Genomic DNA, 16,909 nt, shown 5'->3' with positions numbered 1-16,909 from the left:
ACTTATTATAGTGAATTGACTTTTGAGCGGCAAGATATTAACAAATTAATTAGATACTATTAAAATACATAGTAACTTGCCAACGCAGAGAGTATTACGTATAATAAATAAAGATAAAGGAGGAGGAGAAAAACATGTATCAAAAAAAAATGGATAAAGATATCCGCTGTCCTTTGGAATACGGTCTTGAGATTTTTGGCGGAAAATGGAAGCCTAGAATTATTTGCGTGCTTAATGAAAAGAAAATCTTGCGATATAGTGGAATTAGAAAAGAAATGATGAACATCACGGATGCGGTACTGGCTTCGGCATTAAAGGCGCTGATTAAGGATGAGATTGTGCAGAGAAAGTCCTATGATGAAATACCCCCCCGGGTAGAATACAGTCTTACGCAAAAGGGAAAGTCTGTGGTTCCGATCTTACAGAGCATTTGCGGCTGGTCTGGAATTTTTTATAAGAAAGACATTGACCATGCTTTAACGCAATGTCAAAAGTGTGATTATAATGCACCGCCTTCTGAGGTACGTTGATATAGAATATTGATTAGATAAATTAGGAGGATGAGAGATGGTACAGGATAAAAAGCAAGAAGTATCCACCTATTATGACCAAGGCTTTGGTGGGACAAAATTAAGATTTTTAAAGAAAGAAACAAAAATTATTTTTATGTAGGGATCATGTCGGATGAACGCAAAAAAACAGTGGTCTCTGTGAAATATGGTTTTTTGGGCTATTTGTAATGAGTAGCCAATTAAATACTTTTGATTGAAAAAATAAACTCCCTGACGAATTATTCAAGGTATACAGATGACAGTATTACCTTGGAGATTATTCAGGGAGTTTTTTATGTGTCAAAAATATTAGGTGACAGAGAGCATATTGTAAAGTCGAAATAAACGAATATCTTCTTTTGAGATCTTTAATTGTTTGACAAGCATGGCATCTTCTTTCAGCAGAATTTTAGAGAAGAGCATTTTCGTTGCTATGGGCATCATCGGACGTGATGACAAACCATTCCATAATCCCCACTTAGTGTCGGAATCCAGATGGGAAGCTAAAATTTGAACGCTGGCTTTTTCCATAGGCATATACTGGTTTGTGAGTTCAATATTTGTAACGGCATCATAATGTTCTATGTATCCACAATAGGTATTTTCACAATGCTGGTAATGGTTATAGTCAGAAAAGTTCATATACATTATGATTTTATATCTATTATGTTCTACTTCAGACAAAAGATCAAATACACAACGAATTATTTGATTTGTTCTTCCATCAAAGACATAGGAAAAAAATTGTGAAATCCCGTTAAAAAAAGCCGGACAACTGGTAGATGTAAGATAAGAAATTTTTTTCGGGTTGCAGTATAGCAATTGTTCAACGTGTATATGGAGTGCATCAGCCAACTCATATAACGTTTCAATGTCTACAGCAATTTCCCCCTTTTCATATTTGGAAATTGTTGATTTGCTTTTACAAATAATATTTGACATTTCATCCAGAGTTAAATTTCGCTTTTTTCTAAAATTTCGAATGCGTTTTCCTATTTCAATGCTGATTTCTGCCATGAGATTTTCCTCCTTGAGGGAAATTTCCTGAAAATACAAAAATACACGAAAATTCATTGCATTTTTGTGTATACAAAAATTTTAACATTATAAAAGAAAAAAATCAACAAAGAAGAAAAAAATCAAAGAAAAAATATATTGTGAAGAAAAAATTGGTTTTTTGACGTCTTGAGATTATATTGATAGAATACAAAGCGTAAGATGCGAATGCACAAAAAAATAGGAAAGGAATGAAAAAATATGTACAATTTTGATGAAGTTATTGACAGGCAGCATACGAATGCCATGAATACAGATGGTTTTCGTGATTACATTTTTCATGCTGATGAGAGTATGACATTTCCCTACAAAGATGAGGAATTTATCAGAATGTGGGTAGCGGATATGGAATTTGCCACACCGGATGTAGTAATTGATGGAATTAAGGAGCGATTGGAAAAACGGATTTTTGGTTATACCAGAGTATTTGAAAAGAGTTACTATGATGCGTTTTCAGGATGGTGTAAAAACCGTTATGACTGGACCTTTCATAGAAAAGAATTGGTGATGTCAAACGGTATTATTCCGGCATTGTATGAGTTGGTAGAGTATATCTGCAAGACGGACGAAAAGGTTCTCTTTCTGACCCCTTCCTATGCATATTTTAAATATGCGGCAGATTTTAACAAACGGGACTATGTATGCTCCGACTTAAAAAATGAAGATGGACAGTATTCCATTGATTTTAAGGATTTTGAAAAGAAGGCAGCGGATGAAAAAACGACGTTGTTTATATTCTGCAATCCCCACAATCCCAGCGGACGGGTATGGAAGGAAGAAGAACTGAAAAAGCTCGCTGAAATCATTAAGAAATATAATTTATGGGTGATTTCTGATGAAATTCACTGTGATTTAATTCGGTTGAATCAGAAACACATTCCCCTTGGAAAAATTATGCCGGATTATGAGAGGCTGATCACGGCTATGGCACCCAGCAAGACCTTTAATCTAGCTGGATTAATGATTTCCAATATTATAATTCGCAATGAAAAGTTAAGAGAGGTATGGCTAAGTCGGCATTATAATTTTGACAATCCTCTAAGTATTGCAGCAGCACAAGCTGCTTATGAAAAAGGTAATGTATGGCTGGAAGAACTTCGGGCATATCTGGATGAAAATTTTCGGTTTGTAGGAGAGTATTTGTCGGCGCATTTACCCAAAGCCAGATATCATATTTCTGAAGCAACGTATTTAGCTTGGGTAGATCTGAATGAATATTTTGAACCTGATGAGGAACTGCCGTTGTTCTTTGCTTATAAGGCAGGCGTTCTGCTGGAGGGCGGAAATATGTTTGTGCAGAATTCGGATGGTTTTATTCGTTTGAATTTAGCACGTCCGAAGGCAACGCTGGCTGAGGGCATGAAACGCATCTGTGAGGCAGTGAATACGAAACATACGGAGAAATACAAGGGCGAATAAACACACGTGACTATTTTTATACTGGAGAAACGATTGAAAACATTTGATTTAAATGAGGTCTTAGCAAGGCTTTTTAAATTGTGGGAAGGGGTAAATGTATATGGATGAGAGGTGTAACAAAAATTACAAGGCACTGGCGTTTCTACCAATGTTGATTTTTTTAGGCCTATATGTTGGATGCGGAGTTGTGTTCACTATCATGGGAGCAGAAAACCCATTTGGAAAAATGCCCCGATACGTTGCTGTTATGGCAGCCATTATTGTTGCAATGATATTTTATGACAGAAAGACATCTATTAGCAAAAAAATTGATATTTACTGTAAAGGTGCAGGCAGTTCAGGGGTTATGCTCCTTGGTATTATTGTTTTAATGGCCGGAGGATTCTCTTCTGCGGCTGCAGCCATGGGAGGTAAAGAGTCTATTGTGAATATGGGACTTACCTTAATTCCATCCAATTTTCTCATTCCCGGTATTTTTATTGTAACCTGCTTTATTTCTACCTGTATTGGTACATCCATGGGAACGCAGGTCGCCATGATTCCGGTTGCAGTGGCAGTAGCCAAGGGAGCGGGGTTGAATGTAGCAATGGCAGGTGCCGCAGTGATTGCAGGTGCATATTTCGGTGATAACCTGTCCATGATTTCCGATACAACAATTTGTGCTACAAAGGGTGTTGGTGCGGAGATGAAAGACAAGTTTAAGATGAACTTTCTAATAGCATTTCCTGCGGCAGTGATTACGATTATCCTCTATGCAGTTTTGGGTGCAAATGGGAGTGGGCCAGTGGATACAGAAGGACTTCATTATAGTATGCTTGAAGTATTACCATATATAACGGTTCTCATTACTGCAATTGCTGGTCTGGATGTGCTTATGGTTTTGTTGATAGGGATATTGATGGCAGGAATCATTGGAATGGCCATGGGGACAGTTACTTTTTTTGAGTGGACAATGGCGATCGGAGCTGGTATGGAAGACATGTTTTTCCTTGCGGTATTTTCTATGCTGGTATCAGGGTTGATTGAACTAATAAAATACTATGGAGGTATTGCATGGTTGGTTCAGTCAATGAATGAGAAAATAAAGAGTAGAAAAGGCTGTGAATATCTAATTTCATTGGTGAGTATGGTAATATCAGGTACGACGTTAAACAATCCGGTTGCAATTATCATCACTGCACCAGTTGCAAAGGAACTGGGTTCCAAGTATAAGATTGCCCCTAAGCGATTGGCGAGCCTTCTGGATATTTTCACCTGCGCAATTCTGATGCTGGTTCCACATGATAGCAGTGTTCTTCTGGTACAGCAATATGGAGGAGCGACGTATCTTGAAATTGTACGGTTTGCCTTTTATCCCATTTTATTGCTTCTGTTTACATGTATTACTATTCAGTTCGGACTATTGAGGACAAAGGAAGAAAAAGAAAATTGACTAAATAAGGAGGATTTTAGAATGAAGGTAATTGAGACAATGAAAGCACCTGGTGCAATTGGACCGTACTCTCAGGGCTTTGAAGTAAATGGAGTGATTTATACATCAGGACAGATTCCGGTAAATCCGGAAAATGGAACAACACCCGAAGGAATTGCTGCGCAGGCAGAACAGAGCTGTAGGAATGTGGGAGCGATTCTAAATGCTGGGGGAAGCGGGCTTGAAAAGGTATTTAAAACGACTTGTTTTCTGGCTGATATGGCTGACTTTGCGGCATTCAATGAAGTATATGCAAAGTATTTCCTATCCAAACCTGCCAGAAGCTGTGTAGCCGTAAAGACCCTGCCAAAGGGAGTTTTATGTGAGATTGAAGCGGTTGCTGTGAAAAAGTAACAATGCCGAAAAAAACATAGGAAGGTTGGTTACATGGATAAACAGGAGTTTTTACATAGATACTTGGTGGATCGCCATGGAACAGACTGTACAAAGTGGGATGGTCTGAAAGAGAAGTTTGGAGAAAGCGACTTGATTGCCATGTGGGTAGCAGATATGGAATTTAAAACCTGCGATGAGATTGTGAATGCAATGGTCAAGAGGACGCATCAAGGTGTATTTGGATATAGTTGTGTGTCGGAAGAGTATTATCAGATATTTTCTAACTGGATGGATCGACGGTATCACTTTCCTGTTCAAAAGGAGTGGGTAAGGTTTTCGACCGGATGTGTGACAGCGATTGCATGGATGATTAATGCATTTACAAGGACGGGCGATGCCTGTATGATTTTGACACCAGTATATTATCCGTTTCATAACGTGGTTACCAATAATGAACGGAAACTGGTAAAAGTGGAGTTAGCTTATAATGACGGATATTTTACTATGGACTATGAGACAATTGAGAAAGCCATTGTGAATAATCAGGTGAAACTGTTTATTCAGTGTTCTCCTCATAATCCAGTGGGTAGAGTGTGGTCGGAGGAAGAACTTGAAAAGGTGCTGGCTATCTGCCGGAAGCACAACGTTTTGGTTGTCAGTGATGAGATTCATCAGGATATCGTATTAGGAGATAAGCCGTTTGTGCCGGCTGCAGTTGTGTCAAAAGGTAAATATCAGGATATAGTGATTACTCTGAATTCAGCATCTAAGACATTTAATTTGGCTACGCTTCTTCATTCGCACATTATTATTATAAATGATGAGCTTAGAATGATTTATGATAAATTCGCATCTGCTTTGAACCGGACAGAAGTTAGCGTTATGGGAATGGTTGCAACAAAGGCAGGCTACACATACGGTGAGGAATGGTTAGGACATGTACTTGATGTTGTTCGCGATAATTATCAGTATCTTAGGAATGAATTGAACAAAAGGCTGCCGAAATTGAAAGTGTGCGCTTTGGAAGGGACATATCTGGTATTGCTTGATTTGCGAAGTTATGTAGAGCCGGAGCAGACCATGGATTTTGTTCAAAGAAGATGCAGACTAGCGGTGGATTATGGAGAATGGTTCGGAGAAAACTATCATGGGTTTATCCGCCTGAATTTGGCGACTGATCCTGCTTTTATAAAGTATGCAGTAGAAAACATTATAGCAAATGCGGAGAAATGATAAACAATGCTTAGATAAATAAGTTTTTTCCAATTCATAGCACCTTCATGTAAAGCGCTAACCATCATGAAAATAAAAAATGCTCACAGTCCTTTTGCAAGGATACCCTGAACGATATTGGATATGTAGGCAAAGCAAGAGCCACTACACCGAGTGTAGTGGCTCGTTTCAAACTATTAAAAACACTTTTTTTTTCTTAACATTCGATGATAGCTTGGCATTTCTTCAACATGTTGGCTTGCGATAGAAAGCCTTCCGTCAGCGATCATTTTTTGAATACGATTTGCTACCCATGCATCCCCGATCCCGAGTTGGTATTTTCCGAGGACAGTCCCAATTAACATAGCTTCTTGAAATACATCTTTTTGATTATCAATTTCACGATAGATAAGTTCATCGTAAATGCTTTCTGACACACTATGAAGTTGCCCATTCAGAACTATTCGTAAAGGTGCATTCTCAGATTGCAAAGTTTCCCATTTTAAAGCACAGCGCTTGCGAAAAACTTCTGTTGTAACTTCTGCAAATGGGGTGTATCGATGCCATTCACCCGGAGAAATTTCACCCCAATCGGTATGACTGACAACGGTATTATTTTCTCTGTATTCGTGGTCGGGTAGTTTTACTATATATATTGTCTTGGGCTTTTTTGTAAGATGTTCAAGCTCCCACATAAACCAGTATAAACCACACATCTCATCCGGTTGATTGCTATACCAAATGCGAACGTCATCATTCTGAGTCAACCGATTGCGAATAGCCGCAATTCCTTTATGGAGTTCGTTGACAAGGTCAAATGATGGATTGTCGGGATAAATGCTCCACAAAGATTCTATAGTTTCTTGTCGTCCTTTAACAAAATCATCAGAAGAAATATTTCCCACACTTAACATCAAATTAAATCCAAAAACATCTTCGGGATTCCCTCCCATAGGAATAGAATTTTCCCAGTCTAAACGATTTTGTTCTTCAGCTTTCTTTTCAGTTTTATAAATTTCCTCGGGTGTTGGTTGGCTGCCATCATGCTTGCTAATAAATACTCCGGTACAACATCCACATCCAATATAGTCATCTTTGCCGTAATGCTGTGCCATTTTCAGACTACCACATGCACTTTCACTAAATACTATTTCAATCATAATATACCTCCACTCTGGTTTTTATCTATAATTTAAGGTGTATTAAGTACTAAATGGGGCAAATCAATTTGCTCCGTTTAAAACGTTGTTTATAAGAACCTATTTGTAAGGATACTCTGGGGGCATCTTGGGTATATAACGGAAAAAGAATAGTAATCAGTAAATGCCAGTATTGATTACGGGAGGCTGAGTACAACTGTGCATCCGCCTTCGGCAAGATTATAAAACTTCGTGATTCCTCCGTGTGCCTTGATAATCTGCCGGACAATGGTAAGTCCAAGACCATGGTTTTCCAACCGAGCAGAGTTTTTGGGATGATTGAGATCGTCAAGCATTTCCTGCTTGAACCCGACTCCGTTATCCGAAACTGTAAGGGAGCAATTGCCCAGCGTCTTTTCCAGAGTGACTTTTATAGCACAGCCGTTTGGGTTGTGCTGAATACAGTTGGCGATCAAATTTGAGACTGCACGTCTCAAAAGTTCTTCATCACCACTGATCATTGCATTTTGAGCATCTTCTTTGATTATTACGTCAAGATCATAGCTGTCGGAAAGTCCGCTATTTAAAAAATCGACAGCAGTTTGCCGCAAAAGTGCGGCCAAAGCAATTTCACTCCTTCGGATTGGCTGCATATCATATTCTAGCTTCGATGCAAGGCTCAAATCGCTTACCAAAGTTTTAATCCGTTCGCTCTGTCTGCGGATGATTCCTGCCTGCTCTCGTTTTGACTGCGGTAGTTCGGCATCTTCCTCAAGTTGGTTCGAATAACCCATCACAATAGATAGCGGTGTGCGGATATCATGGGAAATTCCAGCAATCCACGTCGTGCGAGCGTTGTCCCTTTTGCTGAGAGCGGCCTCTTGTCTTTTTAATTGTGCAGAAGTATCGTTGATCCCGGCGGCAAGATCACCGAGAAGACCACAGGTGGAAAGCTCCACGGGCCGTTTTTCTGCCATGTCCTCAATGCCCTTTGCAAGCGGCTTCAGGGAACGAAACAGGCGCAGACCGAAAAGCAGCGCAAGCAGTACGGCTACAAGGCTGTTCAGAATCAGAATAATTATTATCCATACTCCGGCATTGTCCATGATTGCCATTGGCTCTGTAACACAGTATTTCCAAACACTGTCTTTTTCGTTACCCAGCACGAAAAGTCCGTCCGGGTGCTTCCAAACAGTGACCGGATAGCCGTTTAAGTACCAGCGTGTAAAGCCAGCTACATCCGAAACGGTGTAACTTTGCGGCACTTCTGATGGCTGATTCAAACTCCAGATGACCGTGCCGCTGTTGTTATCAATCAGCATGGCCCACTGACGGTTTGTTTCAATCTTGTTTCTGGCGGTTTCGGGAAGGGTGTAACCGCCGTCCGACCGGAGAAGGCTGTCTGCAATTTGCGCAATGTCATAATTTTTTCGCACCGTTTTACCCGACTGGGTTGTCCACGTAATTAATGCAGCAAAGTTGACAACAAGTAGGATAAGCGCAACTCCGGCAGCCGAAAGTACATAGCGAGTAAGGATCTTCATCAAGTTTTTCATCTGTCTTCTACCCCCGTCAGCTTGTAACCAAGTCCTCGCACGGTAAGAAGGTAACGTGGGGTAGAGGGTTCCGGTTCAATCTTCTCGCGCAGACGGCGGATATGAACCATCAGCGTATTTTCATAGCCATAAAGGTTGTCACTCCACGCTGCACGGCATAAGCTGTCGCCGGTAACGATATTTCCCCTGTTTTCATATAGCTTTTCAAGCAACGCGAATTCCTTTGCGGTGAGCATAAGTTGGTCGTTTTTTGTTATAACCGCGCCGCTGTTTAAGTCTATTTTCGTTTTGCCCAGGCGGAAAATCGGTTTTTCCGTTCGTTTGAGAATAACAGGGAAATAGGCACGGCTCAACACTGCGCGGAGTCGCAGTGTCAGTTCACGGGGCAAAAACGGCTTCGTAATATAATCGTCCGCGCCAAGTCCCAGACCGAGCAAACGGTTTTCATCCTCATCGCGCGCGGAAAGAAACAGTACCGGTACAGCTGACGTCGTCCGAATTTCACTCAACAGTGAAAAGCCGTCCCCGTCCGGTAGAGAAACATCCAGGATCACACCGTCCGGCTTCTCGTGAATAAAGATCTGACGCGCTTCATTGCAATTGGAGGCGGAAATGATTTTCACAAAGCCTTCCCGCCGTAGTATTTCATTCACCATCTTACGCAGCTCTGGTTCGTCATCCACCATCAGCAGCTTACAGTCAAAAATATCCTTCATTTTCATCACCACAGTCATTATAACGTAGATATGGGGCAAAATGGGTGATTTTTCTTAAGATTAAGGTAAATGTAAGCTTAGGTACAGACTTATGTAAGGTAGCCTTGCTATGATGTTTCCAGTTTAAAAAAAGGAGGACATCGAAATGTCTGATATTATCACAACGACCGGTCTTTGCAAGCGGTACGGAAAGGTTCTGCGGGTGAAGGATCTGGATCTTAAGGTGCAGGAGGGGGTTGTTTATGGTTTCCTCGGACCAAATGGTGCGGGCAAGTCTACCACAATGAAAATGATACTGGGACTTGCAAGGCCCACAGCCGGAAACATTGCTGTATTCGGCAAAGAGATGAATAGCCGAAACCGACTTTCTATCCTGAAAGATGTCGGATCGCTTATAGAATCACCCAGTTATTACGGGCACCTGACCGGTGCAGAAAATTTGAGGATTATTAGCACGCTAAAGGGCGTTCCACCCAAGGACATAGACCGGGTACTGCAAATCGTACGTCTTGAAAATCAGAAGGAGAAAAAGGTTGGGCAATACTCAATGGGTATGAAGCAACGCCTTGGGCTTGCCTGTGCGCTGCTGGGCAACCCAAAGCTTTTAATCCTTGACGAACCGACAAATGGTCTTGATCCTGCCGGTATCCAGGAGATGCGTGAACTGATTTGTTCTTTGCCACAGCAGTATGGAATGACAGTGATGGTCTCGAGCCATCTACTCAGCGAAATTGACCAGATGGCAACAAATGTCGGAATTATCAGCGGCGGCGAACTTGTTTTTCAAGACAGTTTATCAACACTTCATGAAAAGAGTAGGCCTGGCATCGCTGTCCGCACGCTCAATAACGAGGCAGCGGCAAAAATACTCGAAGAACAGGGCGTTTCCTATCAGACACAGGATGGATACCTTTTATTGTCCAAGCTTGGCGACAACGAGCTGGCAGGGTATATTTCCCTTCTGTTTGATAGACATATCAATGTTGTGCGCATCGAAGAACGCCGGAAGAGCCTGGAAGATATTTTCCTTGAGCTGACAGGAACGGCGGTGAGTTTATGAGAAAAGCGATTGCCCTGGAATTTCACAAAATCCACCGCAGAAGCGTTTGGATGATTGTCGCCGCCATGATTTTGGTGCAGATACTCTGGTCAATTCGAGGAGTTGGGAGAATGGATGCGCACGAACTTTCTCAGGGATGGATGTTCTTTCTTTACCAGTTCCCGCTGCTGAACTCCATTATGATGCCGGTCATCGCGGCTGTGGTGGCGTCGCGGCTTTGCGATAATGAACATAAGGGACAGACGTTAAAGCTTTTGAACACCGTAATGCCCGCAGGGCGCCTGTTCACTGCAAAATTTCTATGTGGCGCTTTGTACATGCTCGCCGCCGTTCTTTTGCAGCTCGTTGTTATTGTTGCAGTGGCGTATGCTGTTGGATTTATGGGAACCCCGCCATTTGATAAGTTGTTTTATTACCTCCTTTTCACCACGGCTGTAAACTTGACCATTTTGTTGCTGCAGCAGGTACTGTCGCTTTTATTTGTCAATCAGATGGTGCCGCTTACTGTGGGGCTGATAGGTGGACTTGCTGGTCTTTTTATTATGTTTTTTCCTCAAAACCTTGAAAGGCTTTTTCTTTGGGGGTACTACGGCGTGCTGATGTTTGTGGGTATGGATTGGGACAGGGTGACACGCATCACGGATTTTTATTATACGCCGGTTGACTGGGCAGGGTTTATCAGCCTGGCTGTTATGTTCTGTGTAATCTATATCATTGGTCGTGCACTGTTCGTTCGAAAGGAGATGTGAAAGATGCTTTTTAGAACTCTTTGGGCAGAGAGGATGAAACTGCGGCACAGTCCGGTCTGGCTTGCGTTTATTATACTTCCTGTTTTGCCAGCAATTATGGGGACTTTTAATTATCTGCAAAACATTGACATCCTACAGGATCAGTGGTACAGCCTGTGGACACAGCATACCCTCTTCACCTGCTATTTCTTTCTTCCCGCCATTATCGGCGTTTATTGCTCCTATTTGTGTCGTCTGGAGCATATCAATCATAACTGGAACTCGGTTATGACCGCCCCCGTTCCAGTCGCGTATATTTATCTTTCAAAACTTATAACGGCTTCAGTTATGGTGCTTCTGACCCAGATCTGGATTGGTGTGTTGTTTGTAGTTTCCGGAATGCTTTCCGGTCTGGCTGCTCCTATTCCGCCAGAGCTTCCGGAATGGCTTTTGTATGGCGCTGTCGGTGGAATCGTCATCTGTGCCTTGCAACTTTGCATCTCGTTTGTCATCCGCAGTTTTGCCATACCTGTGGGGATAGCACTGATCGGAGGCGTCGTGGGACTTGCGGCGTTGGTGAAAGGGTACGGAGTATGGTTTCCGTATTCTCTTCTTTGCCTAGGCATGCGCGCCAATCATCCCGGAGGCCCCATGCAGTGCAGTACGGAACAGTTTGTTATGAACGGTATTTTCTATCTGATTTTCTGCATTATGTTTGCCGTCGTATGGTTGAAAAAACGGGATGTTGTGGCCAGATAAGAAAACTATGATATCTTAATATTTAATATAAGCAAGTTAGGGAGTCTGTGTAAAAACGGGCTCCTTTTTTCAGAAAAAGAGTGATACCCTAATGTTTAGATGAATTTTTTTTCTGGAAGTACTGAGAATTATTCCCAAGGCCAAAGCATTACTGATGAGTTATTCCATAAAAATTGCACAGAAAAATGGTAGCAAACCCATTTACAAGCAGCCTGGCATAATTGTTTTTCACTATAATTGCTATTTGCGTTATACAGAATTACGAAGTCGTTTTTATCAGTTGAATACAGCATAGCCAGCGGTAAAGTAGTTGTGGAAAAAGAAATCTTCCTATATAATAAGCATAAGAATTTTGAGACATAATGGATAAGAAAGGGGCGAATAAGATGGAACTTGAGATTTTACAGGGAATATGGGAACATTTTGTCAAAACAGGTGAGACAGATGTAAGAATGAATCCAATCATAGAAAAGTCATGGTTAAAATGTCAGCGAAATGGGTTAGACCCCATGAAAGGCAGAGGACGTCGTGCGGATGAAAAGGTATTTCAAAGCATTCGAGCAGGGAATAAAGAACTATTGGAAATAGCCTTACCGGTTATGCAAAGTGTTTATGAAATTGTGAAACAATCACATTTTTTATTGGTCTTGACAGACAGCGTGGGTTACGTTTTAGAAACCATTGGGGATTTGGCGGTGCAGCAAATGTCAAAGGAGCTTGAGTTCGTCAAGGGCTCCCTTTGGAGCGACTTAGAAGTGGGTACCAATGCCATCGGAATCGCCTTAGATTATGATACATCCATCCAAATGATAGGACCGGAACATTATGGTTTGCCCCATCATAAATGGACTTGCTCTGCCGCACCAATACATGGTGTTAATGGTGAAATCATCGGTTGCTTAGATTTGTCAGGGGATTCCCATAGTGCCTCGCCCCATACTCATACTTTAGGGCTTGTGGTAGCCGCTGCATTTAGTATCGAAACTATGATAAAGAAACAGCATAGCGCAAGATTAATGAGAAAAACGCTGGATAGCAGCGAAAACGGAATTGTGGTGTTAAATGATGCATTTTCTCCTATTTGGATTAATCAGGCAGCGGAAAAAAATTTTGGTCTAACCATGTCCCTTTTGGAAGATTTAGATTTTCGGGAATATATGCCGGATGTGGATTGGACACAATTGGAGCATTGGGAGCAGGAAAGGCAATACATTACAAATGATACACGTCTTTTAGTAGGAAGGCATGTTTACGATTGCAGTGCAACTATGTTGCCCACGTTGGATGGTGATTCCAGAACCTTTACCGTAACGTTAAAGCGGCAAGAATACTTAATTGATTCTGTAAATAAGGTTTCAGGAAATCGAGCCAATTATACCTTTGAACATATTTATGCTCAAGATCCTCTGATGAAAAAAACAATACAGCTGGCGCAAAAATTTGCTTGTTATGATGGCGTAGTTTTGATTGAAGGTGAAAGTGGAACGGGTAAAGAATTATTTGCCCAAGCAATACATAACGAAAGCAGCCGTGCCAAGGGGCCTTTTGTAGCTGTAAATTGTGCATCTTTGCCTAGAGATCTTATTGAGAGTGAATTATTTGGTTACGAAAAAGGTGCCTTTACGGGTGCGCTAAAGGAAGGAAATCCCGGGAAATTTGAATTGGCAAATTCGGGAACGTTGTTTTTGGATGAAATTGGGGAAATGCCCTTGGAATTTCAAGCCAAGCTACTGCGAGCGGTGGAATCCCTTCGTATTCGCCGTTTGGGCGGAACACAAGAAAGAAAGCTTGATGTACGGGTGATTGCTGCTACAAATCGTAGTTTGCGTATGGAATCAGAGCAGGGACGTTTTCGCCAAGACTTATTTTATAGATTAAATGTCCTAAAATTGGATATACCGCCTTTACGGGAACGGCCGCTGGATATCATCGGATGCGCAGAGATATTTTTGGATCGTTTCAATAAAAGATATCCCAAGCAACAAAAAAATATGTCTAAGGGGTATTTAGATGCGTTGATGCAGTATAATTGGCCGGGGAATGTGCGTGAATTGCAAAACAGCATAGAAAGAACATTTTATGCTTGTAGTGAAGATATGTTGACACCAGAGGATTTTTGCTATGTAACGGGCAATACAAAATTACAGCAGGATAGCTTTTCTCAAAGAGATTCAATGTATAACAAGGTAGTAGAAGCACTTTTAAGCACAAAAGGAAATGCTGAACAGGCTGCAAAAATTCTGCAAGTAAGTCGGGCAACGTTTTACCGTATTTGTAAAAAATATGGAATACAGCCGAAGAAAATAAAATTATAATTCTCAAATTTCTCAAATAGTCTTGAGAAATTATCAAAAACCGTGAGATATTTGTGAGGGAAATTTACCTCCCAAATCTTACGGTTTTTTGTATTTTATTAAAAATGTATAAAAATCACTTGATGTAATCTCTCAAAAAACATTTGTGTTTGTCGAAATTCACAAAAAGAATTTCATCTACCCGTTATGGCACAAAGATTGCTTATTAATAAGATAGAAATATGTGAATGGAGGTGAGGTATGGGGCGTTATATTATTGAATTTGGAATCGGCACGGATTTCCATGGTCAGGATGCAGGAAAGGCAGCAGTGAAAGCAGTACGGGATGCAGTTTCTCGAAGTTGTCTGTGTGGCTTGACAGAGGTTTTGGGGTTGGAAGACTTGGACAAGTCGGTAAAAATTAAAGTCACTGTGGCTATGTCAAGTCCGGAAAAAGCAGATTCTGAGGAAATTGTAAAATGTTTACCGATTGGAGAAGTTGAGGTTAAGGCGGTAAAAGGAGGATTGCAGGTACCGGGACTTTATATACCAAGGTTTGGCGATAAAGATGAAAGTATCGAGGCTGCCATTGCGGCGGTGGAGGTTTGGATTCTGGAGCCATAAGGCGTTCTTGAACAATATTTTAAAGGAGGTTATGAAATGAAAGTACCTAAGGAAGTCATGAAGGATATGTATCTGCGGATGTTGCGCATCCGTGAATTTGAGAGCAAGGCACAAACCTTGTTTGCAGATGGAAGGATTCCGGGCTTTGTACATCTATATTTAGGGGAAGAGGCGGTTGCTACAGGGGTTTGTGCTTGCCTTAGCGATGAGGATTACATCACCAGTACCCATAGAGGACACGGACATATTGTGGCAAAAGGCGGCGATCTGAAATTTATGATGGCAGAGCTGTACGGCAAAGCAACAGGCTACTGCAAAGGAAAAGGCGGTTCCATGCATATTGCGGATCGTGATAAAGGCATTTTGGGTGCAAACGGTATCGTAGGCGCCGGTCATAATATTGCGGTTGGTGCTGGTTTATCTGCACAATATCGTGAGACGGATCAGGTTTGTATTTGTTTTTTCGGAGATGCTTCAACAAACCAAGGTACCTTCCATGAATCAATAAATTTAGCATCAGTCTGGAAACTTCCTATTGTGTTTGTATGTGAAAACAACAATTACGGTATTTCCATGAGTCAATCCCGTCACCAAGCAATCAAAGATGTGGCTGACCGTGGTGCGGCATATGGAATTCCTGGGATTGCTGTAGATGGAAATGATGTTTTGGCTGTTTATGAAGCGGCATCTGAGGCAGTGGCAAGGGCGAGAAAAGGGCAAGGACCTACTTTGGTTGAGTGCAAAACCTACCGTTGGAGAGGGCACTTTGAAGGGGATCCCGGAAATTATAAGCCCAAAGAAGAGCAGGCAGCATGGTTGAAAAAAGATCCAATTCCCAGATTTGAGGCATTCTTGAAAGAAAATGGTATTTTAAGCGAAAAAGAACTTACAGCTTGCGTTGATCAAGTAAAGAATGAAATTAAAGAAGCAATTCAATTCGCAGAAGAAAGTCCTGATCCTGACGTTGCATCCGTTGTACAGGACATCTATTCCGATATTGTAGAGGAGGCGCGGGTAAGATGAAAAAGATGAGTTATGCAGAGGCAATCCGAGAAGGCATGAGCATCCGGATGCGTGAAAATCCCAATGTATTGTTGTTTGGCGAAGATGTTGGTGCATTTGGTGGGTGTTTCGGTGTTTCCGCAGGAATGTTTAACGAATTCGGCGAAAAGCGTGTACGTGATACTCCCATTTCCGAAGGTGCAATTATTGGTACTGCGGTGGGTTCGGCGGCGACGGGTTTACGTCCTATTGCGGAATTAATGTTTTGCGATTTCTTGACCGTTGGTATGGATCAGCTTGTAAACCAAGCAGCTAAGATGCGTTATATGTTTGGCGGTAAAATTTCCATGCCTATGGTAGTGCGTTTACCAAATGGTGCAGGTGTTAGCGCAGCGGCACAGCATTCCCAATCTTTAGAAGCGTGGGTGACCCATGTACCCGGCTTGAAGGTGGTTTATCCTTCTACACCTCAGGATGCCTTAGGCTTAATGCTAGCGTCAATTGACGATGATAACCCCGTTATGTTTATCGAACATAAAGCAATGTATACCATGAAGGGTGATGTGGAAAGCTTTGAACCCATTCCCCTTGGCAAGGGCGATATCAAACATGCCGGGGATGACGTAACCGTGATTGCCACAGGCAAAATGGTACATGAAGCCTTGGCAGCGGCAAAACAACTGGAAGCTGACGGTATTTCTGTTGAGATATTGGATCCTCGTTCCTTATATCCTTTTGATAAAGAATTACTTGCCCAGTCTTTGAAAAAGACACATAAAGCTGTGATTGTGACGGAAGAAACCAGACGCGGCGGTTTTGGCGGAGAAATTTCTGCGATTATTGCAGAAGAAATGTTTGATTTCTTGGATGCCCCTGTGGTTCGTATTGGCGCTTTGGATTCACCGATTCCCTTTGCACCGGTATTGGAGCAGGTTTGTATCCCCAATGCAAAAGATATTTTAGGTGCTATCCGTTCATTGATTTAA

At 41.7% G+C, this 16,909-nt stretch carries 16 protein-coding genes; 12 read left to right on the top strand and 4 right to left on the bottom strand.

What is annotated here, in order from left to right; translation table 11 throughout:
- Window positions 1-134: 134 nt before the first annotated feature.
- Complete coding sequence (locus P9Q65_RS07000) at window positions 135-530, top strand: winged helix-turn-helix transcriptional regulator (RefSeq protein WP_304508657.1); 396 nt, start codon at window positions 135-137, stop codon at window positions 528-530.
- Between the two features lie 330 nt (window positions 531-860).
- Here P9Q65_RS07000 and P9Q65_RS06995 read toward each other — a convergent pair whose 3' ends face one another.
- Entirely contained in the window at window positions 861-1,568 is a 708-nt protein-coding gene (locus P9Q65_RS06995) for a helix-turn-helix domain-containing protein (RefSeq protein ID WP_304508656.1), read from the bottom strand.
- Window positions 1,569-1,808: 240 nt separating this feature from the next.
- Between P9Q65_RS06995 and P9Q65_RS06990 the strand changes: the two genes are divergently transcribed.
- The 4 genes from P9Q65_RS06990 to P9Q65_RS06975 all read left to right on the top strand — a co-directional run bounded on the left by P9Q65_RS06990 (window position 1,809) and on the right by P9Q65_RS06975 (window position 6,066).
- A complete protein-coding gene (locus tag P9Q65_RS06990) occupies window positions 1,809-3,026 on the top strand; it encodes a MalY/PatB family protein (RefSeq protein ID WP_304508654.1) in 1,218 nt (405 codons plus the stop codon).
- Window positions 3,027-3,126: 100 nt separating this feature from the next.
- Complete coding sequence (locus tag P9Q65_RS06985; RefSeq protein ID WP_304508653.1) at window positions 3,127-4,458, top strand: Na+/H+ antiporter NhaC family protein; 1,332 nt, start codon at window positions 3,127-3,129, stop codon at window positions 4,456-4,458.
- A 21-nt stretch (window positions 4,459-4,479) separates the two neighbouring features.
- Window positions 4,480-4,851, top strand: a complete 372-nt coding sequence (locus P9Q65_RS06980; protein WP_304508652.1) for a RidA family protein — start codon at window positions 4,480-4,482, stop codon at window positions 4,849-4,851.
- 33 nt (window positions 4,852-4,884) lie between these two features.
- Window positions 4,885-6,066, top strand: a complete 1,182-nt coding sequence (locus tag P9Q65_RS06975; protein ID WP_304508651.1) for a MalY/PatB family protein — start codon at window positions 4,885-4,887, stop codon at window positions 6,064-6,066.
- 176 nt (window positions 6,067-6,242) lie between these two features.
- On the opposite strand, the gene P9Q65_RS06970 is transcribed toward P9Q65_RS06975, so the two are convergent.
- The 3 genes from P9Q65_RS06970 to P9Q65_RS06960 form a co-directional block, all read right to left on the bottom strand.
- A complete protein-coding gene (locus tag P9Q65_RS06970) occupies window positions 6,243-7,205 on the bottom strand; it encodes a DUF3658 domain-containing protein (RefSeq protein WP_304508650.1) in 963 nt (320 codons plus the stop codon).
- Window positions 7,206-7,381: 176 nt separating this feature from the next.
- Window positions 7,382-8,740 carry a sensor histidine kinase gene (locus P9Q65_RS06965; protein ID WP_304508649.1) on the bottom strand — a complete coding sequence of 453 codons (1,359 nt, stop codon included), beginning with the start codon at window positions 8,738-8,740 and terminating at the stop codon, window positions 7,382-7,384.
- Window positions 8,737-9,456 (bottom strand): response regulator transcription factor, encoded by a 720-nt coding sequence (locus tag P9Q65_RS06960; protein ID WP_304508648.1) that lies wholly within the window; start codon window positions 9,454-9,456, stop codon window positions 8,737-8,739. Before P9Q65_RS06960 ends, P9Q65_RS06965 begins: the two co-directional genes overlap by 4 nt.
- A 145-nt stretch (window positions 9,457-9,601) precedes the next feature.
- On the opposite strand from P9Q65_RS06960, the gene P9Q65_RS06955 reads away from it, so the two are divergent.
- The 7 genes from P9Q65_RS06955 (at window position 9,602) to P9Q65_RS06925 (ending at window position 16,909) form a co-directional block, all read left to right on the top strand.
- Window positions 9,602-10,516 carry an ABC transporter ATP-binding protein gene (locus P9Q65_RS06955; RefSeq protein ID WP_304508647.1) on the top strand — a complete coding sequence of 305 codons (915 nt, stop codon included), beginning with the start codon at window positions 9,602-9,604 and terminating at the stop codon, window positions 10,514-10,516.
- Window positions 10,513-11,265, top strand: coding sequence for an ABC transporter permease (locus P9Q65_RS06950; RefSeq protein ID WP_304508646.1), 753 nt, complete (start codon window positions 10,513-10,515; stop codon window positions 11,263-11,265). Before P9Q65_RS06955 ends, P9Q65_RS06950 begins: the two co-directional genes overlap by 4 nt.
- A gap of 3 nt (window positions 11,266-11,268) precedes the next feature.
- Entirely contained in the window at window positions 11,269-12,003 is a 735-nt protein-coding gene (locus P9Q65_RS06945) for an ABC transporter permease (protein ID WP_304508645.1), read from the top strand.
- A 386-nt stretch (window positions 12,004-12,389) separates the two neighbouring features.
- On the top strand, window positions 12,390-14,318 hold the full coding sequence (locus P9Q65_RS06940; RefSeq protein ID WP_304508644.1) for a sigma-54-dependent Fis family transcriptional regulator: 1,929 nt from the start codon (window positions 12,390-12,392) through the stop codon (window positions 14,316-14,318).
- A gap of 240 nt (window positions 14,319-14,558) precedes the next feature.
- Window positions 14,559-14,921, top strand: coding sequence for a Lin0512 family protein (locus tag P9Q65_RS06935; RefSeq protein ID WP_304508643.1), 363 nt, complete (start codon window positions 14,559-14,561; stop codon window positions 14,919-14,921).
- Window positions 14,922-14,957: 36 nt separating this feature from the next.
- Window positions 14,958-15,944, top strand: a complete 987-nt coding sequence (gene pdhA / locus P9Q65_RS06930; RefSeq protein WP_304508641.1) for a pyruvate dehydrogenase (acetyl-transferring) E1 component subunit alpha — start codon at window positions 14,958-14,960, stop codon at window positions 15,942-15,944.
- Window positions 15,941-16,909: an alpha-ketoacid dehydrogenase subunit beta gene (locus P9Q65_RS06925; RefSeq protein ID WP_304508640.1), complete on the top strand. Its 969-nt coding sequence runs from the start codon at window positions 15,941-15,943 to the stop codon at window positions 16,907-16,909. Before pdhA ends, P9Q65_RS06925 begins: the two co-directional genes overlap by 4 nt.

This window comes from Anaerotignum sp., assembly GCF_030625865.1.
In the GTDB taxonomy this organism is placed as follows: Bacteria; Bacillota; Clostridia; order Lachnospirales; family Anaerotignaceae; genus Chakrabartyella.
The sequence above is the reverse complement of the archived record's forward strand: the minus strand, read 5'-3'. Positions and strand labels throughout refer to the sequence as shown.

Bases quoted from the DNA above. Each gene is read 5' to 3' on its own strand.
- P9Q65_RS06970 (WP_304508650.1), bottom strand. From the start codon at position 7,205: ATGATTGAAATAGTATTTAGTGAAAGTGCATGTGGTAGTCTGAAAATG.
- P9Q65_RS07000 (WP_304508657.1), top strand. From the start codon at position 135: ATGTATCAAAAAAAAATGGATAAAGATATCCGCTGTCCTTTGGAATAC.
- P9Q65_RS06995 (WP_304508656.1), bottom strand. From the start codon at position 1,568: ATGGCAGAAATCAGCATTGAAATAGGAAAACGCATTCGAAATTTTAGA.
- P9Q65_RS06965 (WP_304508649.1), bottom strand. From the start codon at position 8,740: ATGAAAAACTTGATGAAGATCCTTACTCGCTATGTACTTTCGGCTGCC.
- P9Q65_RS06935 (WP_304508643.1), top strand. From the start codon at position 14,559: ATGGGGCGTTATATTATTGAATTTGGAATCGGCACGGATTTCCATGGT.
- P9Q65_RS06945 (WP_304508645.1), top strand. From the start codon at position 11,269: ATGCTTTTTAGAACTCTTTGGGCAGAGAGGATGAAACTGCGGCACAGT.
- P9Q65_RS06925 (WP_304508640.1), top strand. From the start codon at position 15,941: ATGAAAAAGATGAGTTATGCAGAGGCAATCCGAGAAGGCATGAGCATC.
- P9Q65_RS06950 (WP_304508646.1), top strand. From the start codon at position 10,513: ATGAGAAAAGCGATTGCCCTGGAATTTCACAAAATCCACCGCAGAAGC.
- pdhA (WP_304508641.1), top strand. From the start codon at position 14,958: ATGAAAGTACCTAAGGAAGTCATGAAGGATATGTATCTGCGGATGTTG.
- P9Q65_RS06980 (WP_304508652.1), top strand. From the start codon at position 4,480: ATGAAGGTAATTGAGACAATGAAAGCACCTGGTGCAATTGGACCGTAC.
- P9Q65_RS06955 (WP_304508647.1), top strand. From the start codon at position 9,602: ATGTCTGATATTATCACAACGACCGGTCTTTGCAAGCGGTACGGAAAG.
- P9Q65_RS06960 (WP_304508648.1), bottom strand. From the start codon at position 9,456: ATGAAGGATATTTTTGACTGTAAGCTGCTGATGGTGGATGACGAACCA.
- P9Q65_RS06975 (WP_304508651.1), top strand. From the start codon at position 4,885: ATGGATAAACAGGAGTTTTTACATAGATACTTGGTGGATCGCCATGGA.
- P9Q65_RS06940 (WP_304508644.1), top strand. From the start codon at position 12,390: ATGGAACTTGAGATTTTACAGGGAATATGGGAACATTTTGTCAAAACA.
- P9Q65_RS06985 (WP_304508653.1), top strand. From the start codon at position 3,127: ATGGATGAGAGGTGTAACAAAAATTACAAGGCACTGGCGTTTCTACCA.
- P9Q65_RS06990 (WP_304508654.1), top strand. From the start codon at position 1,809: ATGTACAATTTTGATGAAGTTATTGACAGGCAGCATACGAATGCCATG.